This is a genomic window from Thioalkalivibrio sulfidiphilus HL-EbGr7 (assembly GCF_000021985.1).
GTDB lineage: Bacteria > Pseudomonadota > Gammaproteobacteria > Ectothiorhodospirales > Ectothiorhodospiraceae > Thioalkalivibrio_A > Thioalkalivibrio_A sulfidiphilus.
Genome location: NC_011901.1, coordinates 2337736 through 2361324, shown reverse-complemented (window position 1 = coordinate 2361324; position 23589 = coordinate 2337736). Strand labels below are relative to the sequence as shown.

Annotated in this window: 27 protein-coding genes and 1 tRNA gene; 23 read left to right on the top strand and 5 right to left on the bottom strand. The window is 63.9% G+C overall.

Annotated features, from left to right (window positions below):
* Positions 1-20: 20 nt before the first annotated feature.
* From ybgC to TGR7_RS11130, 11 genes are all read left to right on the top strand, one after another.
* On the top strand, positions 21-470 hold the full coding sequence (gene ybgC, locus TGR7_RS11180; protein WP_012638789.1) for a tol-pal system-associated acyl-CoA thioesterase: 450 nt from the start codon (positions 21-23) through the stop codon (positions 468-470).
* Positions 460-1146, top strand: coding sequence for a protein TolQ (gene tolQ / locus TGR7_RS11175; RefSeq protein WP_012638788.1), 687 nt, complete (start codon positions 460-462; stop codon positions 1144-1146). The genes ybgC and tolQ overlap by 11 nt, the downstream gene beginning before the upstream one ends.
* A 37-nt stretch (positions 1147-1183) precedes the next feature.
* Positions 1184-1630: a protein TolR gene (gene tolR, locus TGR7_RS11170; RefSeq protein ID WP_012638787.1), complete on the top strand. Its 447-nt coding sequence runs from the start codon at positions 1184-1186 to the stop codon at positions 1628-1630.
* Between the two features lie 19 nt (positions 1631-1649).
* Positions 1650-2576, top strand: coding sequence for a cell envelope integrity protein TolA (gene tolA, locus TGR7_RS11165; protein WP_012638786.1), 927 nt, complete (start codon positions 1650-1652; stop codon positions 2574-2576).
* Positions 2577-2594: 18 nt separating this feature from the next.
* The gene (gene tolB / locus TGR7_RS11160; RefSeq protein WP_012638785.1) at positions 2595-3902 is read left to right on the top strand and encodes a Tol-Pal system beta propeller repeat protein TolB; all 1308 of its coding nucleotides are present in this window, start codon (positions 2595-2597) and stop codon (positions 3900-3902) included.
* A gap of 69 nt (positions 3903-3971) precedes the next feature.
* A complete protein-coding gene (pal, locus tag TGR7_RS11155; protein ID WP_012638784.1) occupies positions 3972-4517 on the top strand; it encodes a peptidoglycan-associated lipoprotein Pal in 546 nt (181 codons plus the stop codon).
* On the top strand, positions 4514-5311 hold the full coding sequence (ybgF, locus tag TGR7_RS11150) for a tol-pal system protein YbgF (protein WP_012638783.1): 798 nt from the start codon (positions 4514-4516) through the stop codon (positions 5309-5311). The genes pal and ybgF overlap by 4 nt, the downstream gene beginning before the upstream one ends.
* Positions 5312-5425: 114 nt before the next feature.
* Positions 5426-6109 carry a 7-carboxy-7-deazaguanine synthase QueE gene (gene queE, locus TGR7_RS11145; RefSeq protein ID WP_012638782.1) on the top strand — a complete coding sequence of 228 codons (684 nt, stop codon included), beginning with the start codon at positions 5426-5428 and terminating at the stop codon, positions 6107-6109.
* A gap of 109 nt (positions 6110-6218) precedes the next feature.
* The gene (gene queC / locus TGR7_RS11140) at positions 6219-6908 is read left to right on the top strand and encodes a 7-cyano-7-deazaguanine synthase QueC (RefSeq protein ID WP_012638781.1); all 690 of its coding nucleotides are present in this window, start codon (positions 6219-6221) and stop codon (positions 6906-6908) included.
* Positions 6909-7128: 220 nt separating this feature from the next.
* A complete protein-coding gene (locus TGR7_RS11135) occupies positions 7129-8394 on the top strand; it encodes a YeeE/YedE family protein (RefSeq protein WP_012638780.1) in 1266 nt (421 codons plus the stop codon).
* Positions 8395-8536: 142 nt separating this feature from the next.
* A tRNA-Lys gene (locus TGR7_RS11130) sits at positions 8537-8612 on the top strand.
* A 352-nt stretch (positions 8613-8964) separates the two neighbouring features.
* Here TGR7_RS11130 and soxB read toward each other — a convergent pair.
* From soxB to TGR7_RS11105, 5 genes are all read right to left on the bottom strand, one after another.
* Entirely contained in the window at positions 8965-10755 is a 1791-nt protein-coding gene (gene soxB / locus TGR7_RS11125; protein WP_012638779.1) for a thiosulfohydrolase SoxB, read from the bottom strand.
* Positions 10756-10965: 210 nt separating this feature from the next.
* The gene (soxZ, locus tag TGR7_RS11120) at positions 10966-11274 is read right to left on the bottom strand and encodes a thiosulfate oxidation carrier complex protein SoxZ (protein WP_012636629.1); all 309 of its coding nucleotides are present in this window, start codon (positions 11272-11274) and stop codon (positions 10966-10968) included.
* Positions 11275-11325: 51 nt separating this feature from the next.
* Positions 11326-11793 (bottom strand): thiosulfate oxidation carrier protein SoxY, encoded by a 468-nt coding sequence (gene soxY, locus TGR7_RS11115; RefSeq protein ID WP_012636630.1) that lies wholly within the window; start codon positions 11791-11793, stop codon positions 11326-11328.
* 278 nt (positions 11794-12071) lie between these two features.
* Complete coding sequence (locus TGR7_RS11110; protein ID WP_012638778.1) at positions 12072-13496, bottom strand: beta-barrel assembly-enhancing protease; 1425 nt, start codon at positions 13494-13496, stop codon at positions 12072-12074.
* 49 nt (positions 13497-13545) lie between these two features.
* On the bottom strand, positions 13546-13857 hold the full coding sequence (locus tag TGR7_RS11105; protein ID WP_148211497.1) for a hypothetical protein: 312 nt from the start codon (positions 13855-13857) through the stop codon (positions 13546-13548).
* A gap of 273 nt (positions 13858-14130) precedes the next feature.
* Between TGR7_RS11105 and TGR7_RS11100 the strand changes: the two genes are divergently transcribed.
* The 12 genes from TGR7_RS11100 (at position 14131) to TGR7_RS11045 (ending at position 23588) form a co-directional block, all read left to right on the top strand.
* On the top strand, positions 14131-14487 hold the full coding sequence (locus TGR7_RS11100; RefSeq protein WP_012638776.1) for a rhodanese-like domain-containing protein: 357 nt from the start codon (positions 14131-14133) through the stop codon (positions 14485-14487).
* A gap of 150 nt (positions 14488-14637) precedes the next feature.
* On the top strand, positions 14638-14868 hold the full coding sequence (locus TGR7_RS11095) for a sulfurtransferase TusA family protein (protein WP_012638775.1): 231 nt from the start codon (positions 14638-14640) through the stop codon (positions 14866-14868).
* 284 nt (positions 14869-15152) lie between these two features.
* A complete protein-coding gene (locus tag TGR7_RS11090; protein WP_018953007.1) occupies positions 15153-15827 on the top strand; it encodes a 4Fe-4S dicluster domain-containing protein in 675 nt (224 codons plus the stop codon).
* Positions 15828-15889: 62 nt separating this feature from the next.
* Positions 15890-17302 (top strand): heterodisulfide reductase-related iron-sulfur binding cluster, encoded by a 1413-nt coding sequence (locus TGR7_RS11085; protein WP_012638773.1) that lies wholly within the window; start codon positions 15890-15892, stop codon positions 17300-17302.
* Complete coding sequence (locus tag TGR7_RS11080; RefSeq protein ID WP_012638772.1) at positions 17302-18351, top strand: CoB--CoM heterodisulfide reductase iron-sulfur subunit A family protein; 1050 nt, start codon at positions 17302-17304, stop codon at positions 18349-18351. Before TGR7_RS11085 ends, TGR7_RS11080 begins: the two co-directional genes overlap by 1 nt.
* Positions 18326-19171 carry a hypothetical protein gene (locus TGR7_RS11075; RefSeq protein ID WP_012638771.1) on the top strand — a complete coding sequence of 282 codons (846 nt, stop codon included), beginning with the start codon at positions 18326-18328 and terminating at the stop codon, positions 19169-19171. The genes TGR7_RS11080 and TGR7_RS11075 overlap by 26 nt, the downstream gene beginning before the upstream one ends.
* A 36-nt stretch (positions 19172-19207) precedes the next feature.
* On the top strand, positions 19208-19924 hold the full coding sequence (locus TGR7_RS11070; protein ID WP_012638770.1) for a 4Fe-4S dicluster domain-containing protein: 717 nt from the start codon (positions 19208-19210) through the stop codon (positions 19922-19924).
* Positions 19917-20828, top strand: a complete 912-nt coding sequence (locus TGR7_RS11065; protein WP_012638769.1) for a CoB--CoM heterodisulfide reductase iron-sulfur subunit B family protein — start codon at positions 19917-19919, stop codon at positions 20826-20828. Before TGR7_RS11070 ends, TGR7_RS11065 begins: the two co-directional genes overlap by 8 nt.
* A 122-nt stretch (positions 20829-20950) precedes the next feature.
* Complete coding sequence (locus tag TGR7_RS11060; RefSeq protein WP_012638768.1) at positions 20951-21397, top strand: biotin/lipoyl attachment domain-containing protein; 447 nt, start codon at positions 20951-20953, stop codon at positions 21395-21397.
* Between the two features lie 6 nt (positions 21398-21403).
* The gene (locus TGR7_RS11055; protein ID WP_012638767.1) at positions 21404-21805 is read left to right on the top strand and encodes a DsrE family protein; all 402 of its coding nucleotides are present in this window, start codon (positions 21404-21406) and stop codon (positions 21803-21805) included.
* Positions 21806-21868: 63 nt separating this feature from the next.
* Positions 21869-22306, top strand: coding sequence for a glycine cleavage system protein H (locus tag TGR7_RS11050; RefSeq protein ID WP_012638766.1), 438 nt, complete (start codon positions 21869-21871; stop codon positions 22304-22306).
* Positions 22307-22397: 91 nt separating this feature from the next.
* Positions 22398-23588: a radical SAM protein gene (locus TGR7_RS11045; RefSeq protein ID WP_041441689.1), complete on the top strand. Its 1191-nt coding sequence runs from the start codon at positions 22398-22400 to the stop codon at positions 23586-23588.
* The last annotated feature ends 1 nt before the right edge of the window (position 23589 follow it).

The window sequence follows — 23589 nt, the reverse complement described above, 5'->3', positions numbered from 1 at the left end:
CCGGTGACGCATCCCCCAACATGAGCCGCGCGCCCGGCAGCTTCGTCTGGCCCGTGCGTGTCTACTACGAGGACACCGATGCCGGCGGCGTGGTGTTCTATGCCAATTACCTGCGCTTCATGGAGCGTGCCCGAACCGAATGGCTGCGCAGCCTCGGTTTCGATCAGGCGCGGCTCATGGAACAGCAGGGTGTGCTGTTCGCCGTGCGCTCGGTGCAGGTGGACTACCTGCGCCCCGCCCGGCTGGACGATCGGCTCGAAGTCACCGCGACCATCAGTCAGCGGGGACGCGCGAGCCTGGTATTCGCACAGACGGTGGAGCGACTGCGGGAATCGGACGCGCCGGAACTGTTATGCCGCGGCGAGGTCAAGATTGCCTGTCTGGATGCAGGCGGTTTCAGACCCGTGAGCGTTCCTGAAAACATTCTCAAAGCCCTGTCGGACCCGGAGGTCGAGACACGTGAGCGTTGATCTTTCCCTGTACCGCCTGATCCTGGAAGCCAGCTTCATCGTGCAGCTGGTGATGCTCATCCTGGTGGTCATGTCTGTCCTGTCCTGGACGGTGATGATCATCAAGTGGCGCGTGCTGCGCGACACCCGTGCCGCCACCGACGAGTTCGAGGAACGCTTCTGGTCCGGCGTGGACCTGGCCCATCTCTACGAGGGCATCCGGCGCAAGAGCGAGGTCACCGGGCTTGAGCACGTGTTCATGGCCGGCTTCAAGGAATTCCTGCGCGGCCGCAAGCACCGCAGTGACCGGGGCGCGACCCTGGGTGAATCCGCGCAGCGTTCCATGCGCGTGGCGGTATCACGGGAAGTGGACGGCCTGGAGAGTTATCTCTCCTTCCTCGCCACGGTCGGTTCCACCAGCCCCTACATCGGCCTGTTCGGTACCGTGTGGGGCATCATGCACGCCTTCATCGGCCTGTCCGGCGCGCAGCAGGCAACGCTCGCCATGGTGGCGCCCGGCATCGCCGAGGCGCTCATCGCCACCGCGCTCGGCCTGTTCGCCGCCATCCCGGCGGTGATCGCCTACAACCGTTTCTCCGACGACGTGGACCGCATCGTCACCCGCTACGACAACTTCACCGAGGAGTTCACCTCCCTGTTGCAGCGCCAGGCGCCGGCCACGGAGGAATCCGCCTGATGCGGACCCGCGTGTCACAGGGTCAGGGGGTGTGCCCATGGCGGTAGCCAAGGATCGCGGCGGCCGTCGCCGCCCCATGTCCCAGATCAACGTGGTGCCGTTCATCGACGTGATGCTGGTGCTGCTGATCATCTTCATGGTCACCGCGCCGCTGCTGCAGCAGGGCGTGGAGGTGGACCTGCCCCAGGCCCAGGCCGAGACCATGGAACCGGATCCGGAACGCGGCGAACCGGTGGTGGTCACCGTCTCCCGGGACGGGCAGATGAGCCTCAACCAGGGTCCCCAGGTGAACGTGCCCCTGGAGCCCCGGGATCTGGGCGAGATCGTCGCCGGCCTGCTGGCCCAGCGTCCCAACACCCAGGTGTACGTGCGTGGCGACCGCAACGTGGACTATGGCCGGGTGGTGGATGCCATGGTCACGGTGCAGGCCGCCGGCGTCTCCCGGGTGGGACTGATCACCGATCCGGCCGAGTCGGAGCGGTGAGGCCCAGTGGTTAGGTTCCATGTGGCAGACGCTTAGGGAGCATCCGCGCATCCTGGGAACCGTGGCCGGCATCCACCTGCTGTTGCTGGCGGTGATGCTGCTCGGTTTCGAGTTCACGCCCCGCAGCAAGGCCTCGGTGATGGAGATCTCCGTGGCGGATGCCGAGCCGGTACAGGTAATCGAGGCGGTGGCCGTGGATGCGCGCAGCTTCGATCGCATCGAGGAGCAGAAGCGCGAGGCCGAACGTCAGCGTGTCGAGGCGGAACGCCAGCGGCGCCTGGATGAGGAACGCCGCCGCGCCGAGGCGGAGCGCCAGCGCCAGGAGGAGGCCCGCAGACAGGAGCAGGCCCGCCAGGAAGCGGAGCGTCGCCGCCAGGCGGAGGCCGAGGCCGAACGTCGCCGCCAGGAAGAGGCACGGCGCCAGGCCGAGGCCGAGCGTCAGCGTCAGGAGGAGCAGCGACGTCAGGAAGAGGCGCGTCGCCAGGCCGAAGCGGAGCGCCAGCGTCAGGCGGAGGCGGAACGCCAGCGGCGACTGGAAGAGGAACGCCGCGCCGAGGAGGCACGCCGTCAGGCGGCCCTGGCGGCTGAGGAGCGCCGTCTGCAGGAGGCCGCCGCGCAGCGTGCCCGGGAGGAGGAGGCGCGCCGCCAGGCGGCCCGGCAGGCGCAGCTGGACAGCCAGCGCCAGCAGTACATGGCGGCCATCCGCAGCGCCGTGGAAAGGGCCTGGCTGCGGCCGGCGGACCACCAGTCTGGGCAGCGTGCGGTGGTGTTCGTGCGCCAGGCGCCGGGCGGTTTCATCCAGGAGGTGCGCATCGAGAGCTGCACCGGCAACCCGGCCTTCTGCCGTTCCGTGGAGGCGGCGGTGCGCCGGGCGGAACCCCTGCCCAGTCCGCCCGACCCGGAACTGTTCGCCCGGGAGATCCGTTTCACCTTCGAACCCAGTTAACCGGACGGAATCCAGACCATGATCCCGATGCCCAAGATGATCCGAAGCCTGCTTCTCCTGTTCTGCCTGCTGCCCCTCGGCGCCCAGGCAGCGCTGGAGATTCGAATCACCCAGGGTGTGGAAGGTGCCATGCCCATCGCCATCGTGCCCTTCGGCTGGGAGGGCCCGGGCGCCCGCCCGCCGGAGGACATCGGCGCCATCATCCAGGCCAACCTGCACCGCAGCGGCCAGTTCTCGCCCATGGAGCAGGGTCGCATGCCCCAGCGGCCCACCCGGGGCCAGGACGTGAACTTCCAGGTCTGGCGCGGGGCCGGGGTGGATTACGTGGTGATCGGCCGCCTGGTGCCCGCCGGGGCGGATCGTTTCAACGTGCAGTTCCAGCTGTTCGACACGGTGCGCGGCCGGCAGGTGACCGGCTACAGCATACCGGCATCGTCCAGCCAGCTGCGCCGCGCCGCCCACATGGCCAGCGACATCATTTACCAGCAGATCACCGGGGTGCGCGGTGCCTTCAACACCCGGGTGGCCTATGTGAGCGTCACCCGCGAGGGCGGTGAGCAGCGCTTCGCCCTGCAGGTGGCCGATGCCGACGGCCACAACCCGCGCACCATCTTCCGCTCCCGCCAGCCCATCCTGTCGCCGGTTTGGTCGCCGGACGGCCGGCGCCTGGCCTACGTGTCCTTCGAGAACCGCAACTCGGAGATCTACGTCCAGGACATCGACGGCGCCCAGCGCGAACGCATCGCCAGTTTCCAGGGCATCAACAGCGCCCCGGCCTGGTCGCCGGACGGCCGGCGCATGGCCCTGACCCTGTCCCGGGACGGCCAGCCCGATATCTACGTCATGAACCTTGCCGACCGCAGTCTTCTGCGCGTGACCAACAGCCGCTCCATCGACACCGAGCCGGAGTGGACGCCCGACGGCCGCAACCTGCTGTTCACCTCGGACCGGGCCGGGAATCCGCAGATCTACGAACAGAGTCTCAGCGGCGGTCAGCCCCGGCGGTTAACGTTTGACGGCCGTTACAACGGCAACCCGACCCTCTCCCCGGACGGCCGCCTAGTGGCCATGGTCAACGGTGATGGCGGGCGTTTCCGCATCGCGGTGCTGGATCGCCAGACCCGCCAGTTCCGCCTGCTCACCGACGGCCGCCTGGACGAGGCACCGAGCTTCGCACCCAACGGCAGCATGATCATCTACGCCACCGCAGGCCGGGGCGGCCAGGGCGAACTGGCCGCGGTCAGCGCCGATGGCCGCGTGCGCCAGAGCCTGGTTCTGCAGGAGGGCGAGGTGCGCGAGCCGGCCTGGTCACCGTTTCTCGATTGACGTGCATACGAACTGATAGTCCACAAACCCTCATTCACAACCGAACCGATTCTTTGAAGGAGTCTTGCCATGATTGCCATGCTTCGCCTTGCCGTGATCCTGATGCTGGCCCTGGTCCTGGGCGCCTGCGCCCGCGCCACCAAACCCGGCGAGGAGCCGGCCCCGGGCACCGATCCTTCCATGCGCCCGGTGCCTGATTCGGGCATCGAGGCCCTGCCCCTGGACCGCGACGGAATGCTCGGCATGGATGCCCTGAGCGATCCCGCCAGTCCGCTGGCCAACCGCATCATCTACTTCGAATTCGACCGCAGTGACATCAAGCCGGAGTTCGAGGAAGTGATCATCGCCCACGGCCGCTTCCTGGCCCAGAATCCCAACATGCAGGTGCGTGCCGAGGGTCATACCGACGAACGCGGTACCCGCGAATACAACCTGGGCCTGGGCGAGCGCCGTGCCCAGGCGGTACAGCGCATGCTCATGCTGCAGGGTGCCCGCGCCGACCAGATCCAGGTGGTGAGCTACGGCGAGGAGATGCCCGTGGCCTTTGGCCGGGACGAGGAATCCTGGGCCCAGAACCGCCGCGTGGAACTGGTCTATGACCGGGCGGGCATGTGAGCCGGGCGCGCATCGCCGCGGGCCTGTGCCTGGGCGCCAGCCTGCTGGTGCCCGGGCTTGCGCCCGCACAGCAGCAGGGGGCCATGCCTGACCCGCGCGTGCTCGATGCCCGTATCGAGCGCCTGGAACGCCTCATGGACAACCAGACGCTCATGGACATGATGCGTCGACTCGAGGCCCTGGAGCAGGACGTGCGTGCCCTGCGCGGCGACACCGAGGCCAATGCCCACGAGATCGACACGCTGCGCGCCCGCCAGCGTGAGCTTTACCTGGACGTGGACCGCAGGCTCCAGACACTCGAGGAGGGCGGCGTACCGGCCGCCTCCGCTGCGCCCTCGGCCGCAGTGCCGGGTCCCGAGACGCCCGCACAGCCGGTGGCACCGGCTGCGGCGAGCAGCGGCAATTCGGCCGAGGAACAGCAGTCCTATCGTGCGGCCTTCGATCTGCTCCGGGAGGGTCGCTACGAGCAGTCGGTGAGCGCGTTCCGTCGCTTCCTCGAGGCCTATCCCGAGAGCGGTCTTGCCTCCAATGCCCAGTACTGGCTGGGCGAGGCCAAGTACGTGAGCCGGGATTTCCCCTCGGCACTCACCGAGTTCGAGAAGGTGCTCAGGCAGTATCCCGACAGCAACAAGGTGGCCGACGCCCAGCTCAAGCTGGGCTTCACCCACTACGAGCTGGGCCAGTGGGACAAGGCCCGGGAGACCCTGGAGCAGGTGCGACGCGACCATGCCGGCAGTGCCGTGGCGCGGTTGGCGGAACAGCGCCTGCAGCGCATGCGTGACGAAGGAAGGTGAATCAACCCGTAGGTCGGGCTTCAGCCCGACAGCGGAGTCCAAGCACGCATCGCTGTCGGGCTGAAGCCCGACCTACGGTAGAATAGTGATCTACTCATCGTCCCTGCATGCCTCATGTCCATCCACGCCCCCAGCCCCGCGCCCGTCACGCCCCAGGCAGAGCGCCTGCGCATCACCGAGATCTTCCTCTCCCTGCAGGGGGAGTCCCGCAGCGTGGGCTGGCCCACGGTGTTCGTGCGCCTGACCGGCTGCCCGCTGCGCTGCGGCTACTGCGACACCGAATACGCCTTCACCGGCGGTGAGTGGATGAGTCTGGAGGCGGTGCTGGCGCAGGTGGCGTCCCACGGTGTGCATCACGTGACCGTCACCGGCGGTGAGCCCCTGGCCCAGCGCGCCTGCCTGGAACTGCTGACCCGGCTGTGCGATGCCGGCTACGAGGTCTCCCTGGAGACCAGCGGTGCCCTGGATGTGGCCGCCGTGGACCCCCGGGTGGTGAAGGTCATGGACCTCAAGACCCCGGCGTCCGGTGAGGCGGGGCGCAACCGCTACGAGAACCTGGGTTATCTTTCCCTCAAGGATCAGGTCAAATTCGTGATCTGCGACCGGGCCGACTACGAGTGGGCCAGGCAGACTGTGGCGACCCATGACCTGACTGCTCGCTGCGAGGTGCTGTTCTCCCCCAGCTACGGCCAGCTGGCGCCGAGAGACCTGGCCGACTGGATCGTCGCCGATCGGCTGCCGGTGCGTTTCCAGCTGCAGTTGCACAAGATCCTGTGGGGGGAAGAGCAGGGAAGGTAGGAAGTGTGAATTGGGAAGTGCGAAGTAAAGGACTTTCAATTCGCACTTCCCAATTCACACTTCGTACTTCCTACCCCGTTTCCCAATTTAGCCATCGCACTTCAACGCCATGTCTTCAGCCCAAAGAAACGCTGTCGTCCTCCTTTCCGGCGGCATGGATTCCGCCACGGTGCTCGCCATCGCCCGGGAGCAGGGCTATGTCTGTCATGCCTTGAGTTTTCGCTACGGGCAGCGTCACCGGGCGGAACTGGACGCCGCGGCCCGGGTGGCCAAATCCCAGGGTGCAGTGCGCCACCAGGTGGTGGACCTGGATCTCTCCCTGTTCGGCGGTTCTGCACTCACTGACAGCCGCATCGACCTGCCCGAGACACCCAGTGAGGGCATCCCCGTCACCTACGTGCCTGCCCGCAACACGGTGTTCCTGTCCGTGGCGCTCGCCTGGGCGGAGGTGCTGCCGGCCCGGGACATCTTCATCGGTGTGAATGCGGTGGACTATTCCGGCTACCCGGACTGCCGGCCGGCCTTCATCGAGGCCTTCGAACGCCTGGCCAACCTGGCCACCCGGGCCGGGGTGGAAGGACGGCAGCTCAGTATCCACGCGCCGCTGCAGTACCTGAGCAAGGCCGACATCATCCGGCGCGGCACCGAGCTGGGGGTGGATTTCGCCGAAACGGTGACCTGCTACGGCGCAGATGCCAAGGGTCTGGCCTGCGGGGTCTGTGATGCCTGCCGGTTGCGGGCCCAGGGATTCGCTGACGCGGGCCTGCCCGATGTGACGCGCTATCGGCGCAAGGTGTAAAGGCATAGAGGACAGGTAAGGCGTGTCTGTCTATCAGACAGTAGCAAGTATTCACTTGCCACGACTCATGACACCTGACCAGACTCCGGTTATACTTTCGCGCCGGTATGCTCTGGAATCCCTTCCGATCCACAATAAATACAAGGTTTTGCGATTCCGGGTGTGATGGATATCGGGGCCACAATGCCCCAGATCATGCGCGAGTCGCTGGAGGATAATCATGGTTTTCGAAAGCTTCTCGACCGCAGCCGCGGTCGTGCTGGGTGTCACCTTCGTCCTGGCGTTCATCATGGGCGCCGTGGCCAACAAGACCAACTTCTGCACCATGGGCGCGGTCTCCGACTGGGTCAACATGGGCGACCTGGGCCGCATGCGTTCCTGGGTCCTGGCCATCGCCGTGGCCATGCTGGGCGTGGTGGTGTTCGAGTCCATGGGCCTGGTCAACGCCGACGGCGCCTTCCCTCCCTACCGTGCCGGCCAGTTTGCCTGGGTTGAGCACCTGCTGGGCGGCCTGCTGTTCGGCATCGGCATGACCTACGCCAGTGGCTGCGGCAACAAGACCCTGGTGCGTGTGGGTGGCGGCAACATCAAGTCGCTCATGGTGCTGCTGATCATCGCCGTGATCGCCTACTTCATGATTAACCCCCTGCCGGGTTCTTCCAACACCCTGTACTCCCTGCTGTTCTACGGCTGGACCAACCCGCTCGCCGTCAATCTGGGCAGCGGTCAGGATCTGGGTTCCCTGGTGGCCAGCGGCGAAGGTGCCGTCACCGCCCGCCTGATCATCGGTGGCATCCTCGGCCTGGTCCTGCTGTTCTGGGTATTCAAGTCCGCGGATTTCCGCAGCACCCGCGATAACATCATCGGCGGCCTGGTGATCGGTGCCGTGGTGGTGAGTGCCTGGTACATCACCAGCAACGTGCAGGTGGGCGATGACATGGACGCGTACGAACTACGCGCCTACGTGCAGGAGTGGGACTTCCTGGCCGATGACCCCGAGGGTCGTCCCGCCGAGGCCATGCCCTGGTCCAGCCAGTCCTTCACTTTCATCAACCCTATGGGCCAGTCCCTGCGCTACGTGGCCTCCGGCTTCGATAACGCGGTGCTCTACTTCGGCGTGATCGCCCTGTTTGGGGTGATCGTGGGCTCCCTGTTCTGGGCCCTGGTGAGCAAGAGCTTCCGCATCGAGTGGTTCGCCTCCTTCCGGGACTTCGTGAACCACTTCATCGGCGCCATCCTGATGGGCTTCGGCGGCGTGCTGGCCATGGGCTGCACCATCGGCCAGGGCATCACCGGCATCTCCACCCTCGCCCTGGGCGGCTTCCTGACCTTTGCCTCCATCGTCCTGGGTTCCGCGCTCACCATGAAGGTGCAGTACTACAAGATGGTCTATGAAGACGAGGCCACCTTCTTCAAGGCCCTGATCACCGGCCTGGTGGACCTCAAGCTGCTGCCCTCGAGCATGCGCAAGCTGGAAGCCATCTGATCCCGTGGGGACCGCCTCCGAGCGGTCCCTGTCGGTCTCCTGCACAAGCCCGCGTTCGCGCGGGCTTGTCATTTGGGACGAGCATAGTAAGATAACCGCCTTTCGGAGACGGCCCCGTCCGTTTCCAGCCTTCAAGTGATACGGGTCGTTAGCTCAGTTGGTAGAGCAGGAGACTTTTAATCTCTTGGTCGTAGGTTCGAATCCTACACGACCCACCATCTTTTTCCGGTTGCTCCTGGTTTTGGGACATTTCCGGGACACTCTGTTGTAACTGCCCTCCACGCCATCGACCGCTTGAGCCGCTTCCGGCCGTTGACTGAGTGCAATGGGGAGTGGACTGATTCACAGCCAGTCAAGAGCAGATGTTCTCGCAGAGACGCGGAGGCGCGGAGAAAAGCTTTCTGATGTAGTCTCCGCGTCTCTGCGTCTCTGCGTCTCTGCGTCTCTGCGTCTCTGCGAGAGAGTCCTGATTTTGGTTGTCAGTTCTAGCGCGTCTGGACATGCATCCACAAAAAAGCCCCGCCGGCGAACCGGCGGGGCTTTTTTGATCCCCTTGCGGGGAAGGCCTGATTACTTTTCCAGACCCAGGTTGCCGTCCATGCCGCGGATCACGGGGGTGTTGAGCTCGCTCACGCGGATGCTCTTGTGATCACGCAGGTATTCGGCGGTCACGTCCCAGATCTTGCGGCCGGTGTCGCCCGGGGGTTCCTCGGAGACGCTGGCCCAGCCGGCCACCACGTAGGACTTGCTGGGGTCGATGGGCTTGCCGTTGAGCTCCATGTCGGTGATGCGCTCGCCGATGCGCTTGGTGGGGTCGATGGCGTACTTCAGGCCGCCCACGCGCACCATGTCGCCGCCCTGCTGCAGGAAGGGGTCTTCGTTGAACAGGTTGTCGGCCACGTCCTCGAGGATGGTCTTGAGCATCTCGCCGGACATGGCATTGCGGGTCACGGCGGGGTAGGTCAGGCCGGTCTGGTCCATGACGTGCTCGAAGGTGATCTTCTGGCCCGGCAGCACGGTGGTGCCCCAGCGGAAGCCCGGGGAGAAGGCGATCTCGGCGTCCACCTGCTCGATCAGCGCATCGCAGATCACCTGGTCGAAGGTGCCGTTGAAGTTGCCGCGGCGGTACAGCAGGTCTTCGGCTTCGGCCAGTTCCTCGGACAGCTTTTCCTGCATGTTGAAGGTCTCGCCGTCGTAGGTGACCGTCTGGTTGCGCATGTTGCTGATGTAGTCGGCCACTTCGCGGTCCGGCTCGATCAGGTTGGCGAACACGGGCAGCAGCTTGTACTTGTAGCCCTGGATCTTGCCGCCGCGCACGTCCAGATCCAGCACGCCCAGGAACTTGGTGTTGGAGCCGGCGTTGGTGACCAGGCAGGTGTGGCCATTGGGGCTCTTGACCTCCAGCGGCCTGGGCACGGCGTCGTGGGTGTGGCCGCCCATGATGGCGTCGATGCCGTCCACCAGGCTGGCCATCTTGATGTCCACGTCCATGCCGTTGTGGGACAGCACCACCACCACCTCGGCGCCCTCGGCGCGGGCCTCATTGACGACTTCCTGCATCTGGTTGTGGCGGATGCCGAAGGACCAGCCTTCCACCATGTGACGGGGGTTGGCGATGGGGGTGTAGGGGAAGGACTGACCGATCACGGCCACGTTCACGCCGTTCTGGTTCTTGATCACGTAGGGCTTGAAGATGCGCTCGCCCCAGTCGGCGTCGACCACGTTCTGGGCCACGAAGTCGATGTGGCCGGCGAAGTCGTTCTCCACGATCTCCTGCACGCGCTGGGCGCCGAAGGTGTACTCCCAGTGACCGGTCATGACATCCACGCCGATCATCTTCTGGATGTCTACCATGTCCTGGGCGTTGGTCCACAGGCCGGTGCCGGAGCCGCCGCCCCAGGTGTCGCCGCCGTCAAGCAGCAGGGCGCCTGGACGCTGGGCACGCACGTTCTTGAGCAGGGTGGCGAAATGGGCAAAGCCGCCCACCTTGCCGTATTTCTCGGCCAGTTCCACGAAGTCCAGGAAGGTGTAGGCGTGGGACCAGAGGCTGGGGTGGTCAATGTTGTAGTACTCGAGGAAGCGCGTGCCCACGATATGCGGAGGACGGCCGTTCATCTCGCCCACGCCCAGGTTGATGTTGGGTTCGCGGAAGTAGATGGGCAGCAGCTGACCGTGGCAGTCGGTGTAGTGCAGGATGCTGACATTGCCGAAGGGGGCCAGCTCGTAGGGGTTGCTCGGCCCCGTCGCCGTGCGCACGCCATTGGCGGCCTGCTCTGAGCCGTTGCCGCAGCCGGTGAGGCTGAAGCCGGCGGCACTGGCAGCGGCCAGCACCTGCAGGAATTCTCGGCGGGAAAGGTTCATGGATTGTCCTCCAGGCTTGCGTTTGATCGGGCGAATGAATTGTGTAGTGAAATCTGTTTTATCTGGCGGAGCGTGAGTATACCGGGGAATACGGCCTCTGCGCTCATCCACGTAAGGACGTTCGAAGCCCGCGGGCTATTCCATCGGGCGCGCCTGCGGCTTAAACAAAAAGCCGGGCCCCTTTCGGGACCCGGCTTTGGGGTTTGAGACTTAGCCCACCTGGACTTCGGTGGAATCGGCCTCGCCCTTGTTGTCGACCCAGGAGATCTTCAGGGTGTCGCCGGCGGCGGCGCCGGTGAACTGGAACGACAGGTAGGGGTTGCGGGAGATGGCCGGACCCCAGTAGGCGGTCAGCACGTTCTTGCCCTTGACCTCGGCGACCACTTCCTTGATGTAGTGGGCGGGGATAGGCTCACCGGCCTTGTTCTTGCGCTGGCCGGTCTCCATGGGGTGGCTCATCAGGGCACGCACGGTGGTGGTGTCGCCGGCGAGCTGAGCACGTACACGAATGCTGGACATGGTATGTCTCCTTCAAATAGTCGTTAGGCAATCAAGGTGTCGGTGGGGGGCTTAGCCGCCGCAGCCGCCGATGGTGACCTTGACTTCCTTGGAGGCGTTGTAGAGCCGGCCGTTGGCCTTGACCACAGCGATGATGTCGGAGGTCTCACCCATCTTGATACGGGTGGAGACGAAGGGCTTGGCGCCCTCGCCGAGCTTGTAGCTGGAGGTCAGGGGGGCGTTGGCGGTGGCGGCCAGGATGGCGATGTCGGTGACGCCGCTCATGCCGGTTTCCACGGTGATGGGCACCACGGCGCCGTTCTCGGCGATGTCGGGGGCCTGGATGCTGATGTCGCCGGCGGACATGGAGTCGGAGCCCATGGCGTTCTTGATGGCGTCAGAGACGGAACGGGGACCGAAGGCGGATTCGGGCCATGCGGCCAGGACGGTACGGGGGGCGAGCATGCCCGCGCCCACGGCGACGCCCACGGCGCTGGCGGCCAGGGTGCCCTTCAGAAATACACGACGCTTGCTGTTCATGTTTGGACTCCAGACTGAAATGGATTTTGAGTAATGACCTTCCGGATGGTCTGAAACCGGTGGGACGACCGGACTGCGAGGAGGTGCGGGCGATGGACTGCTGACGCTCGGCCTGTCTGCCTGGGGTTTCAACGCCTTGCTGAGCGGTGCCGCGCGGGCGGGTCGATGCAAGACGACGGTTAAGGGTACCCATTTCGCCGGGCATGGCAAGACCTGGCGAATATATTAGATATTGCTGAATTTCTTGTGTTTTATGGGGCGAGGGACGGGAGGGACTGTCAGCGGATCCAGGTGCGCACGATGTCGCGCTTGCTGCGGATCCGCTCTTCCACGAAGGGGGTCAGGTCCGGGGCCTGAAGGGCCAGCTCCAGCTGGTGCAGGGATTCACCGTACTGGCCCAGATAGAAGTAGTACTCGGCCATGGTCTCCTGGCTGACGGCCCGCTGCCCGGCCTGGTCTGCCGCTCGGGCCCTGAGGTGCAGCAGGCCGGGTTCCTCGCGGCCCTCGTTGAGCAGGCTGTCGATCACCGTCATGGCCATGAGGGGCTCGCCGGTCAGCAGCAGGGCATCGGCGTAGTGATGCACCACGGGCAGGTGGCGCGGATAGAGCTCGTTGAGCCGGGCGAGGATCCTCACGGCTTCTTCTGGGCGGTTGTCCCGCTGGGCGATCTCCGCCTGCAGCAGGTTGAGGGCCACCCGGGGGATCTGTTCGTCATTCAGGCCATCCAGGGCCCGGGCAGCGCCCTGGGTGTCGCCACGGGCGAGCAGGGCGGTGGCGTAGCCGTAGCGGCTCACCGGGTCGTCCTGGTCGCGCCCGCGGGTGTGTTCGGCGATCGTCTGGCCGGGATCCTGGCGGGCGTTGATCCGGGCCTGGATGACGCGGAATTCCAGAGAGTCTTCCCGGTAGCCGTCCCTGGGGTATTGCTCGGCGCGGGACTGGCTGTCACTCAGGCGGTTGGCGGTCACCGGGTGGGTACGCAGGAATTCGGGCACGCTGTCCGGGTTGGCGCGGCTCAGCATCATCATGCGTTCGAAGAAGCCGGGCATGGCGCGGGGGTCGTACTCCGCCGCGGCCAGGATGGCGATGCCGATGCGGTCGGCCTCCTGTTCGTTGGCCCGGGTGTGGTTGATGCGCGCCTGGGTGCCGGCGGCCAGGCCACCGATGATGGCCGCCTGTCCCACGTTGGGGTCGTAGGCGGAGGCGATGATGCCCGCCAGCACCGCCAGCCCCGTGGCCAGGTCGATGCGCGAGCTGCCCGCGTACATGCGCGCCAGGTGGCGCTGGGTTACGTGGGCGATTTCATGGGCGATGACCGCGGCCACCTCTGCCTCGTTGCGCGCGGCGCTGATCATGCCGGTATTCAGGCCGATGATGCCCCCGGGCATGGCGAAGGCGTTGATGCGTGGATCGTCCACCACCAGGAAGCTGAAATAGGGATGTGCGTCGGGGGTGCTGGAGACCAGTCTCTGGCCCAGGGACTGCACGTAGCTGTTGATCAGCGGGTCATGGTCCAGGGGCAGGGTGCGGCGCACCTCGCGCAACAGGGTGCGGCCCAGTTGCTGCTCCTGGCCGGGTGAAATCAGTGCGGAGGAGGGGTCGCCCATCTCCGGCAGGTTCAGTTCGGCCCGTGCGGGCCATGACAGCCAGACCAGCGCCAGGATCAGCAGCGTGAGGAGGGCGGGCGGGCGTCGGGTGATTAGCATCGAGACGGGAAGGCCGATCCCTGGCCAGCCGGTTCGTCCGGCAAGTGAATTACTTGCCCAGGCCCGGGGCGGAGGAGTAGGCCATCATGGTGTCACGGGTGGCCCAGACCTTCTGGTTGAGCACGGCCTCGGGCAGCATGAAGCGCTTCTTGTCCTGCACGGGGATGGTCTTGACGACCTTGGTGATGTTCTCGTAGGCGATCTTGAACAGCATACCGGTCTGGTTGCCGCTGGTACGCCGGGCGATCATGAAGTCGTCGTACAGGCGGTACACATAGATGTTGGCCGGACGCAGCTTGCCGCTCTCATCCTTCAGGGTGATCGCGTACTGGGTGTCGACGGAAAAATTACTCTTATCCAAGGCTTCACTCTCCATAAAGCAGTTGAAGTCGGTGCGCGAAAGCGCCGGAACCTTACCACGCCAGACACCGACAGATAAGACCGTGGCGCGGACAATCCGTTCCACGGTCGGGGTCCTGTAATACCTGATGCCTAGACTCGGAGGCCCAGGGCCAAGTAGAATATTTAAATATTATTATGGTGCTGCGCCCAACGCCAGATTTTATGGGCCAGATTTTATGGGCAAGCCCCCCGGCCGGACCGTGCCGGGACCCGTGATATCTGAGGAGGTCACATGTACGGCTTCAAGGAAATCGATACCGCCACGCTGCGCCAGTGGCAGGACACCGGCCACGGCTTCCGCTTGCTGGACGTGCGCACCCCGGCGGAGACTGCCCGGGGCGTGATCCCCGGCGCCGAGGCCTTGCCCCTGCATCTGCTGCCCCTGAGGGTACAGGAACTGGGTGGCGATACGCCTTTGGTCATCTATTGCCAGAGCGGCGCACGCTCGGCCCAGGCCTGCGCATTCCTGGCCCAGCACGGTCTGGACGAGGTCTACAATCTGCGTGGCGGCATCATGGGGTGGGCCGGGTCCGGACTGCCCGTGGCAAACCTGGATGAATCCCCTGCAATGGCCGCCGGAATAAGCTAAGCTGGTACGTCCATAAAAATTTTTGAGTGGTTTGGGGGCGTCATAGGCCTGTAGTTTGATGACCCCTGAATATAAGAATATAAGCTTTGCCTTGTGTGCCGAGTGAAGAAGTCCCAATAATTAACCTTAAAAACTAAGGAGATTGGAAACATGGCTAATTTCGATCAGGAACTCGATGCCTCCGGCCTGAACTGCCCCCTGCCGATCCTGCGCGCCAAGAAGGCCCTGGCCTCCCTGAGCAGCGGCCAGGTGCTGCACATCATCGCCACCGACCCGGGCGCTGTGAAGGACTTCGAGGCCTTCGCCAAGCAGACCGGCAACGAGCTGATGGAGCACCGTGAGGAAGGCGGCAAGTTCTACTTCCTGATGAAGAAGGGCTGATCCGCAAGGATTCTTCTTCAGGGTCGTCCGGTCTGGCCCTCGACCCGCAAGAGGGCCGACCGGATGGACCTTTCAGGCACCAGGCAAGTGTGCTTCTCCGGGTCCCCGGAGTGGCTTGAAGATACCCGATCGAACTTAATAACGACGGCGCGACTGTGGGCAATAGTCCGGGTCCGAATTCCTGATCTATACTCGTCGAAACCCAAAAGTTGACTTAAACGCTAGGGTTTTAATCGAGCACTGATTTCTGCCAGCGAGGTGTGAAAATGGCAACTTATGCCGAGATGCAGCAGATCTATGATGACATTCGTGGCGACTTCCGTTACGACCACGAATTGAACGGCTGCCTGAACTGTGGGATCTGCACCGCAACGTGCCCCTCAGCTCAGTTCTACGACTACTCCCCCCGTGAGATCGTGCAGCTGCTGTGGACCGAGAACGTCGAGCAGATCTATGACGCCATGCAGGAAAAGATCTGGGCCTGTGCCCAGTGCATGACCTGTGCGGCCCGTTGCCCCTTCAAGAACTCCCCCGGTGGCCTGGTGGCCATCATGCGCGAGGTGGCCATCAAGCACGAGATGCAGTCCGCCAAGGACGTGCTGCGCCCCTTCGGCCGCGTGATGCTCAAGCTGATCACCACCGGCAACCAGCTCTCCCCCGACATGATCCAGCCGGACCACTTCCCGGACTGGGGTCCGAACATCCAGAAGGTGGAAGGCGATCTGCGCATCCTGCGCAAGGCCATCCCCGTGAAGACCCTGCAGACCGTGGAAACGGCCTGGGAAGTGTCCCTCAAGACCTCCGTGGAGATGTACACCATCTGGGAGATGACCGGTGTGCTGAAGTCCCTGGAGCTGATGGACGAGAACCTCTTCGACGTGATCGAGGACTTCATCGACGAGAAGCGTGAAGACTACGAGGACTGGCTCGAAGAGCAGGAAGAAGACGACGACGATTGAGCCGTTGCCTGACCTGACACTTTGTTCGGCTGAAACATCCGAGCGTACGAGGAGAACCGAATATGAAACCGACAGACCAGACCCCTGGCAACCACAACACCTCCGGTGAGGGTGCCGGCGCCGGCGCCATGAAGCCCGGCTTCCACAACACCGACGGTCAGGGCATCGCCGGTCACGGGTCCTTCTTCCAGGCCACCGACCTGTCCAAGGAAGACGCCGTGCGCGCCACCGACTGGGTGCGCAAGCACGTCGACCGCCGCACCGTCGACCTGGGTGACCGCATGGACGACATCCGCGAGCACATGTACGAGCTCGAGAAGGATGGCCAGATCATCATCCACCGCATCGGCGATCAGCATGAGCCGCAGTCGGTGAAGACCCTGTTCGGCTGGGACAAGAAGGTCCCCACCAAGCAGTTGTGGCACCACAAGTCCTGCGGCCAGTGCGGCAACATCCCCGGTTACCCCACCTCCCTGCTGTGGTTCATGAACAAGTTCGGCTTCGTGCCCGGCAAGGACTACCTGGACGAGACCGACCAGACCTCCTGCACCGCCTGGAACTACCACGGTTCCGGTATCGGCAACGTGGAGTCCCTGGCCGCGGTGTTCCTGCGTAACTTCCACCAGGCCTACGTGTCCGGCAAGCAGCACGGTTTCGAACTGGGTCACTTCTACCCGCTGATCCACTGTGGCACCTCCTTCGGCAACTACAAGGAGATCCGCAAGTACTTGGTTGAGTCCGCCGAACTGCGCGAGAAGGTCACCAAGATCCTGGGCAAGCTGGGTCGCCTGGTGGACGGCAAGCTGGTCATCCCGGAAGAGCTGATCCACTACTCCGAGTGGGTGCACGTGATGCGCAACCGCATCGCCTCCGAGCTGCAGACCATCGACGTCTCCCACATCCGTGCCACCGCCCACGTGGCCTGCCACTACTACAAGATGGTGCACGAGGACGCGGTGTACGACCCGTCCGTGCTGGGCGGCAACCGCACCGCGATCATCACCTCCACCGCCCAGGCCCTGGGCGCCCAGGTGATCGATTACTCCACCTGGTACGACTGCTGCGGCTTCGGCTTCCGTCACATCATCTCCGAGCGTGAGTTCACCCGCTCCTTCACCATGGATCGCAAGATCCGCGTGGCCCGTGAAGAGGCCAATGCGGACGTGATGCTGGCCAACGACACCGGCTGCGTCACCACCATGGACAAGAACCAGTGGATCGGTAAGGCCCACGATCAGAACTTCCAGATTCCGATCATGGCCGAGGTTCAGTTCGCGGCACTCGCCTGCGGCGCTGATCCGTTCAAGATCGTCCAGCTTCAGTGGCATGCCTCGCCCTGCGAGGACCTGGTCGAGAAGATGGGCATCTCCTGGGATCAGGCCAAGAAGACCTTCCAGGAATACCTGAAGGAAGTCGAGGCCGGCAACATCGAGTATCTCTACAATCCCGAACTTGCATATGGGGGTAAGGCGTAATGCAGGACACAGTACTGGTCGTCGGCGCGGGCCCTGCCGGGCTTTCCGCTGCCGCTAACGTTACCGCTGCCGGCTACAAGGCCGTGGTCGTCGAGAAGGAAGAAGTGCTGGGCGGCGCGCCCATCCTCTCCGGCTACGCCAAGCTGGTCCCCTCCGGTGAATGGGCCAAGGATGCCATCGGTCGCATGGTGAGCCGCGTTGAGCAGGACGGCAACGTCACCGTGCACAAGAGCACCAAAGTAACCCAGCTGGACGGCGAGGCGGGCAACTTCACCGCCACCCTGAGCAACGGCGAGAAGGTCAGCGCCGGTGCCGTGGTGCTGGCCACCGGCTTCACCCACTTCGACTCCATCAACAAGCCCGAGTGGGGCTTCGGCACCTATGAAGACGTGCTGACCACCACCCAGATGGAGCAGATGGTCGCCTCCGGCAAGATCGCCTGCCCCTCCGACGGCCGTGTGCCCGAGCGTGTGGCGATCCTGCTTTGCGTGGGTTCCCGTGACCGTCAGATCGGCCGCGAGTGGTGCTCCAAGATCTGCTGCACCGTGTCCGCGAACCTGGCCATGGAGATCAAGGAAATCTCTCCCGAGACCGACGTGTTCATCTACTACATGGACATCCGTACCTTCGGTCTCTACGAGGACAAGTTCTATTGGAAGTCCCAGGAAGAGTTCAAGACCAAGTTCGTCAAGGCCCGTATCGCCGAAGTGACCGCCTCCGGTGACGGTCGCCTGCTGGTGAAGGGTGAGGACACCCTGGTCAAGCGCCCGATCATCATCCCGTTCGACATCGTGGTGCACGCCATCGGCATGGACCCGAATGAGGACAATCCGGAGATCTCCCGTGTCTTCGGTGTGGGTCTGGAGAAGCACGGCTTCATCGAGCGCGCCGAGCACTACACCAACACCTGCGGCACCACCCGCAAGGGCATCTACTCCTGCGGTGCCACCTATGGGCCGGAGACGATCGACGACTCCATCTCCCAGGGTGCCGCCGCCGGTGCGCGTGCCGTCGCGGACCTGCATGCTCTGGTTCGGAAAGCAGGCTAAGGGTCAGAAGACCGGCGGCGGCGATGAGATCGCCGCCGCCGATCTCGAGATCACGCTCGACAAGGAGATTGCCTCGAGCAAGTTCCGCACGTTGCTGGAACAGATCGAGGAGCGCGGCACCACCATAGAGTTCTTCTTGGAGGCGCTGCGTTCGAAACACGAGTTGTTCGCCAGGATGCTGCCGGCGGAAAAGCCGCAGTTCCTGAGCCGGGATGACGTGATGCTGTTGCTGGCGGTGATCTTCCCCGCCCGCCGCAAGCTGGAATCCCACCTGGCGTCCCTGGATGATGCCGCCCTGTCCGATGCCGTGCTGGCACTGGTCTATGGCGAAGGCCCACTTGATGATCGCATGAATGCGTTCTGCGAGCTGATTCCAGAGACGGACAAGAAGGCCCGTCGTGCCATCTGGGATCTGGCTGCGGAGTTGCTGCACTTCAGGGATCCGGAACGCGTGCCCCTGATGACTCGCTGGGTCTGGGACACGCGCACCATGACCGGTGCCGTGCGCGAATTCATTCGCGGCAACGACACCCTGAGGGAGATCCCCATCGGGACACGTCCCGAGGATTTCCAGGGGGTACGCGCGTGGTTCGCCGAGCGCCTGTCCGAGGATGGCCTGTACCGGGATCTGCCGTACCTGGTGGATCTGTTGCAGGGACAGGCCTATGCGGATTACGTCAAGGCGGTGTCCATGGGCGTGGGCATGGTGAACGCAGAACTGGGTGCCAAGCAGGACCCGCTCGAGTTTCTGGTCAAGTTGTTGGGTATCGAGGAAAGGCCTGCCAGGAAGGCCGGAGCAGACGAGAAAACACTTCACTAGGCCTGAGGGCCGGTAGGTAGAGTTTCGGAGAGAACCATGGCTATTCATGAAAAATCGCTGATCGAGCCGGAACGCCTTCTCAACCACGAGTCCCTCGTGGTGGACGGCGTCGACGTTTCGGGTCACTGGAACACGATGATCGCGCCGCGCACGATCAGGGATTACGACGACGATTTCGAGGCAAAGATCCAGAAGCTGGGTGGCGGCGAGAACGTGCACCGCTGCTGGCAGTGCGGTTCCTGCACCAACTCCTGCACCATGTATGCGCAGAACGTGCAGTTCAACCCGCGTTACTGGATCTACCTGACCCGTCTGGGTCTGAAGGAAGAGATCATCAAGGACAAGGACATCGTCTGGCAGTGCGTCTCGTGCAACAAGTGCACCAACATCTGCCCCAAGGACGTGCGTCCCGAAGGCGTGATGAAGGCCCTGGCCCACTGGATGGAAGAGGAAGGCATCACCGAGAAGACCCCGTCTTCCATCTTCGATGAAGAGTTCGCCGATCAGATCTACAAGACCGGCCGCATCGAGGACAGCCGCGTGATGCAGAACTTCTTCAAGAAGACCGGTCAGCCCCTGATCCAGGACTGGCTCAAGGTGTTCGTGCTGCGCATGATGAAGGGTCTGCCGATCTCCCACCTGATCAAGATGGGCTGGAACACCGTGCATACCCCGCGCACCAAGTCCTGGGGCAAGACCGGTGAAGTGCTCAAGGCCTACGTGCAGGAACAGAAGGAGGCCGCTCATGGCTAAGGTTGCTTACTATCCCGGGTGCGCGCTGGAAGGCTCCGGCGGCCCCTACGACAAGTCCACCCGCGTGCTGGTCAAGGCGCTGGGCCTGGAAATGGAAAACCTGCGCGACTACAACTGCTGTGGCGCCATGGAGGTGAAGAACATCCACCCCATGCTGCAGACCTACCTGTCTGCCCGCAATCTGGCCATCGCCAGCGAGCAGATGGGTCTGGACGCGGTGATGGCCCCCTGCAACGGTTGCTACCACAACCTGAAGAAGGCCGAGTACGAGACCGCCACCTCCGCCAAGGCCATGCAGACCGTGCAGGACCTGGCGAAGAAGGCCGATGACCCGGTCTACAACGGCGACGTGCGTACCCTGCACCTGCTCGAGTGGCTGATGGAAGAGCTGGGCCCCGAGGGCATCAAGCAGAAGATCACCAAGAGCCTCAACGGTATCAAGGTGGCCAACTACTACGGCTGCATGTACACCCGTCCGCGCCAGATCTTCCCCGAGAAGGACCAGGGTCCCGGTTCCGAGTCCAGCTACAAGCCGCACTTCATGGACGACCTGCTGGGTGCCGCCGGTGCCGTGAACGTGGACTTCCCGCTGAAGACCGCCTGCTGCGGTGGTGCCCACACCCTGTCCGACTCCGACACCTCCACCCAGCTGGTGCTGAACATCCTGCAGGCCGCCGAGGATTCCGGCGCCGAGGTGATCGCCACCGAATGCCCCACCTGCCACTCCGGCCTGGAGATGCACCAGGTGCGCGCCGAGGTGGAGTTCGGCATCAAGACCGGCGTGAAGGTGCTGTACTTCACCCAGCTGCTGGGCCTGGCTATGGGCCTGTCCCCGCGCAAGCTGGGCATTCAGGACAACGTCAGTGATTCCATTGGCTTCCTGAAGGAGAAGGGCGTCATCTGACGCCTGGCGCACAACGGGGGCGGGCAACCGCCCCCGTTGCTGTTTGTAGAGACTATAAGAATCGACAGGCATTCGCCGATGGGCTGGCGGGTGAGTCCCTGACACTGACCGAAGCGAGTTCCATGGACTGCAACGGCTGCGAATTCCATCCCGAACTGTTCTACGACGACGAATACCAGATCTGGGTCCGGCGCGAGGACGACGGCACCCTGACCGTGGGCATGACTGACCTGTCCCAGACCATCGCCGGCAAGATTCTGCACGTGCGCGTGCGCCGGCCCGGTACCCGTCGTCCCCCCGGCAAGCCGGTGGCCACCATCGAGAGCGGCAAGTGGGCCGGTCCGATCCCCAATTTCATCGATTGCGTGATCATCGAGGGCAACCCCGAGGTGCTGGAGAACCCGGTGCTGCTCAATTCCGACCCGTACAACGCCTGGGTGGCGCGGGTGGAGGCCAGCGACGGCGCCGACAAGGCCCTGGAGAGTTTCGTCACCGGTGACGAGGCCCACAAGGGCTACTGCGCCCGCGCCCAGCGCGATGACATCCATTGCCAGCGCACGCTTCGCTAAGCAGACATGTCCCAAGACGACTATTATCTGGATAACGACGAAAAGACCGTGGTCTTCCTCATGACCAGCGGTCCCAGCACGCCGCATCGCTGCGCGACACCGTTCTATCTGGGTTCCATCCTGGCCTCCATGGACGTGGAGGTGCACATCTTCTTCACCATGGAGGGCGTCAAGCTCATGGAGAAGGGTGTGGCCGAGAACATGGTGGCCATGGAAGGGGGCAAGAAGATCATTGATTTCATTCGGGATGCCAAGCGGGCAGGGGTCATCCTGCACGTTTGCCAGCCCGCTTTGCCGGGGTATAAAATCGACGAGTCGGCCGACATCATCGAGGAGGCTGATCACGTCTCGAGGGCCAGCGTGCTGGCCGACCTCATCCTGAGGTGCGATAAGCTGATTACCTTTTAACCGGGCGGGTTCATCACGAGCCGGCTCTTTTTTGTTTCATCCATAAGAGTACTGGAGGAAAGCATGGGCGCAGTACGGGGTTGTAATATTCCTGAAGACCTGATGTACAGCATCGACAACAACGTGTGGGTGCGTAAGGAGAGCGATGGTTCCGCGACCGTGGGCCTGACCTCCTACGCCGGCTCCCTGGCGGGCCAGATCGTGTCCTACACCCCCAAGAAGGTGGGCAAGGAAGTGAAGAAGGACAAGTCCTGCGCCACCGTGGAATCCGGCAAGTGGGTGGGTCCTGCCAAGACCCCCGTGACCGGCGAAATCACCGCCATCAACGATGCCGTTGCCGCCAAGCCTGGCCTGATCAACGAAGATCCCTACGGCGAAGGCTGGCTGGTGAAGATCAAGCCCGCAGACTGGGACGGCGAGTCCGGCGATCTGAAGACCGGCGCTGACGCGCTGGCCGCCTTCGAAGCCAAGATGGATGCCGACGGTTTCGGCGGCTGCTGATCGGCCTTGATGTGATGTTCAAGGCCGTCTCCGCCCCGGGTGGAGACGGCCTTTTCGAATGACCGAAGAATTCTGTTGTGGGGTGTCGGTAATGTCCAACTGGTACGACCTGGTCCAGCACGTGGAACCTCTGGAGGATCTGCCTCTGGATCGAGACCTGGTGCAGTCCCTTGAGTCCGATTGGGCGAGCCTGGCTGGGCGCGACATCCCGCCCGTGCATTTCTACACACCCACCTTCAAGTCCTATCAGACTTCCGAGCTGAAGGACTGCGGCAAGAGCGCCTGGCCCGCCGTGTCCATCACCGGCGGCGACTGCAAACTGCAGTGCGACCACTGCAAGGCCAAGATCCTGGAGCCGATGATCCCGGCGCGCACGCCCGAGGATCTGTGGCGCGTGGTCAACGGCATCATCGAGGACGGTGCCCAGGGCATGCTGCTCACCGGTGGCTCCAACCACCGCAACGAGGTGGAGTACGACAACTACTATTCCACCATCCGGCGCATCAAGGATGAGTTCCCGGATTTCCGCATTGCCATGCACACGGCGCTGGTGGACGACAACATCGCCCAGTCCATGGAACAGGCGGGCATCGACGCCGCCATGATGGATGTGATCGGCTCCCAGGACACCATCACCCAGGTCTACCACCTGCGCCGCAGCGTGGATGACTTCGAGGCGACCCTGGAAAGCCTGGTCAAGACCAACATGAAGGTGGTCCCCCACATCGTCATCGGCCTGCACTACGGCCGCCTGCTGGGCGAGTGGAACGCGCTGGAGATGATCCAGCGTCACCTGCCCGACGCGGTGGTGCTGGTGGTGGTGATGCCCTTCTACGCGCCGGAAAGCCGGCCCTTCGTGACCCCGGACACCGAGGCCGTGGGCCGCTTCTTCATGGACGCCCGCAAGGCCCTGCCGGAGACGCCCCTGCTGCTCGGCTGTGCGCGCCCGCCGGGCCAGGCCAAGCTGCAGATCGACGCCTACGCGGTGATGGCGGGTCTTAACGGCATCGCCCATCCCTCCGACGGCGTGGTGGAACTGGCCGCGCGTCTGGAGCGCCGCATCCGCGTCACGCCGGCCTGCTGCTCCATCGCCGTGGGCGATGAAGTGATGGCCGTGGAGGGCGCCAACTCCGGCATCGAACTGGACCTCAACACCATCCTGGCGGAAGAGAAGAAACGCCGTGAACTGGCCCGGGTGTCCGCCTCGGGCCTGGGCGGCATTCGCGTGGTGAGCCAGGCGGGTGCGGGCATGGCCGCCTCCGGCGGTTGCTGCGGGACCTGAC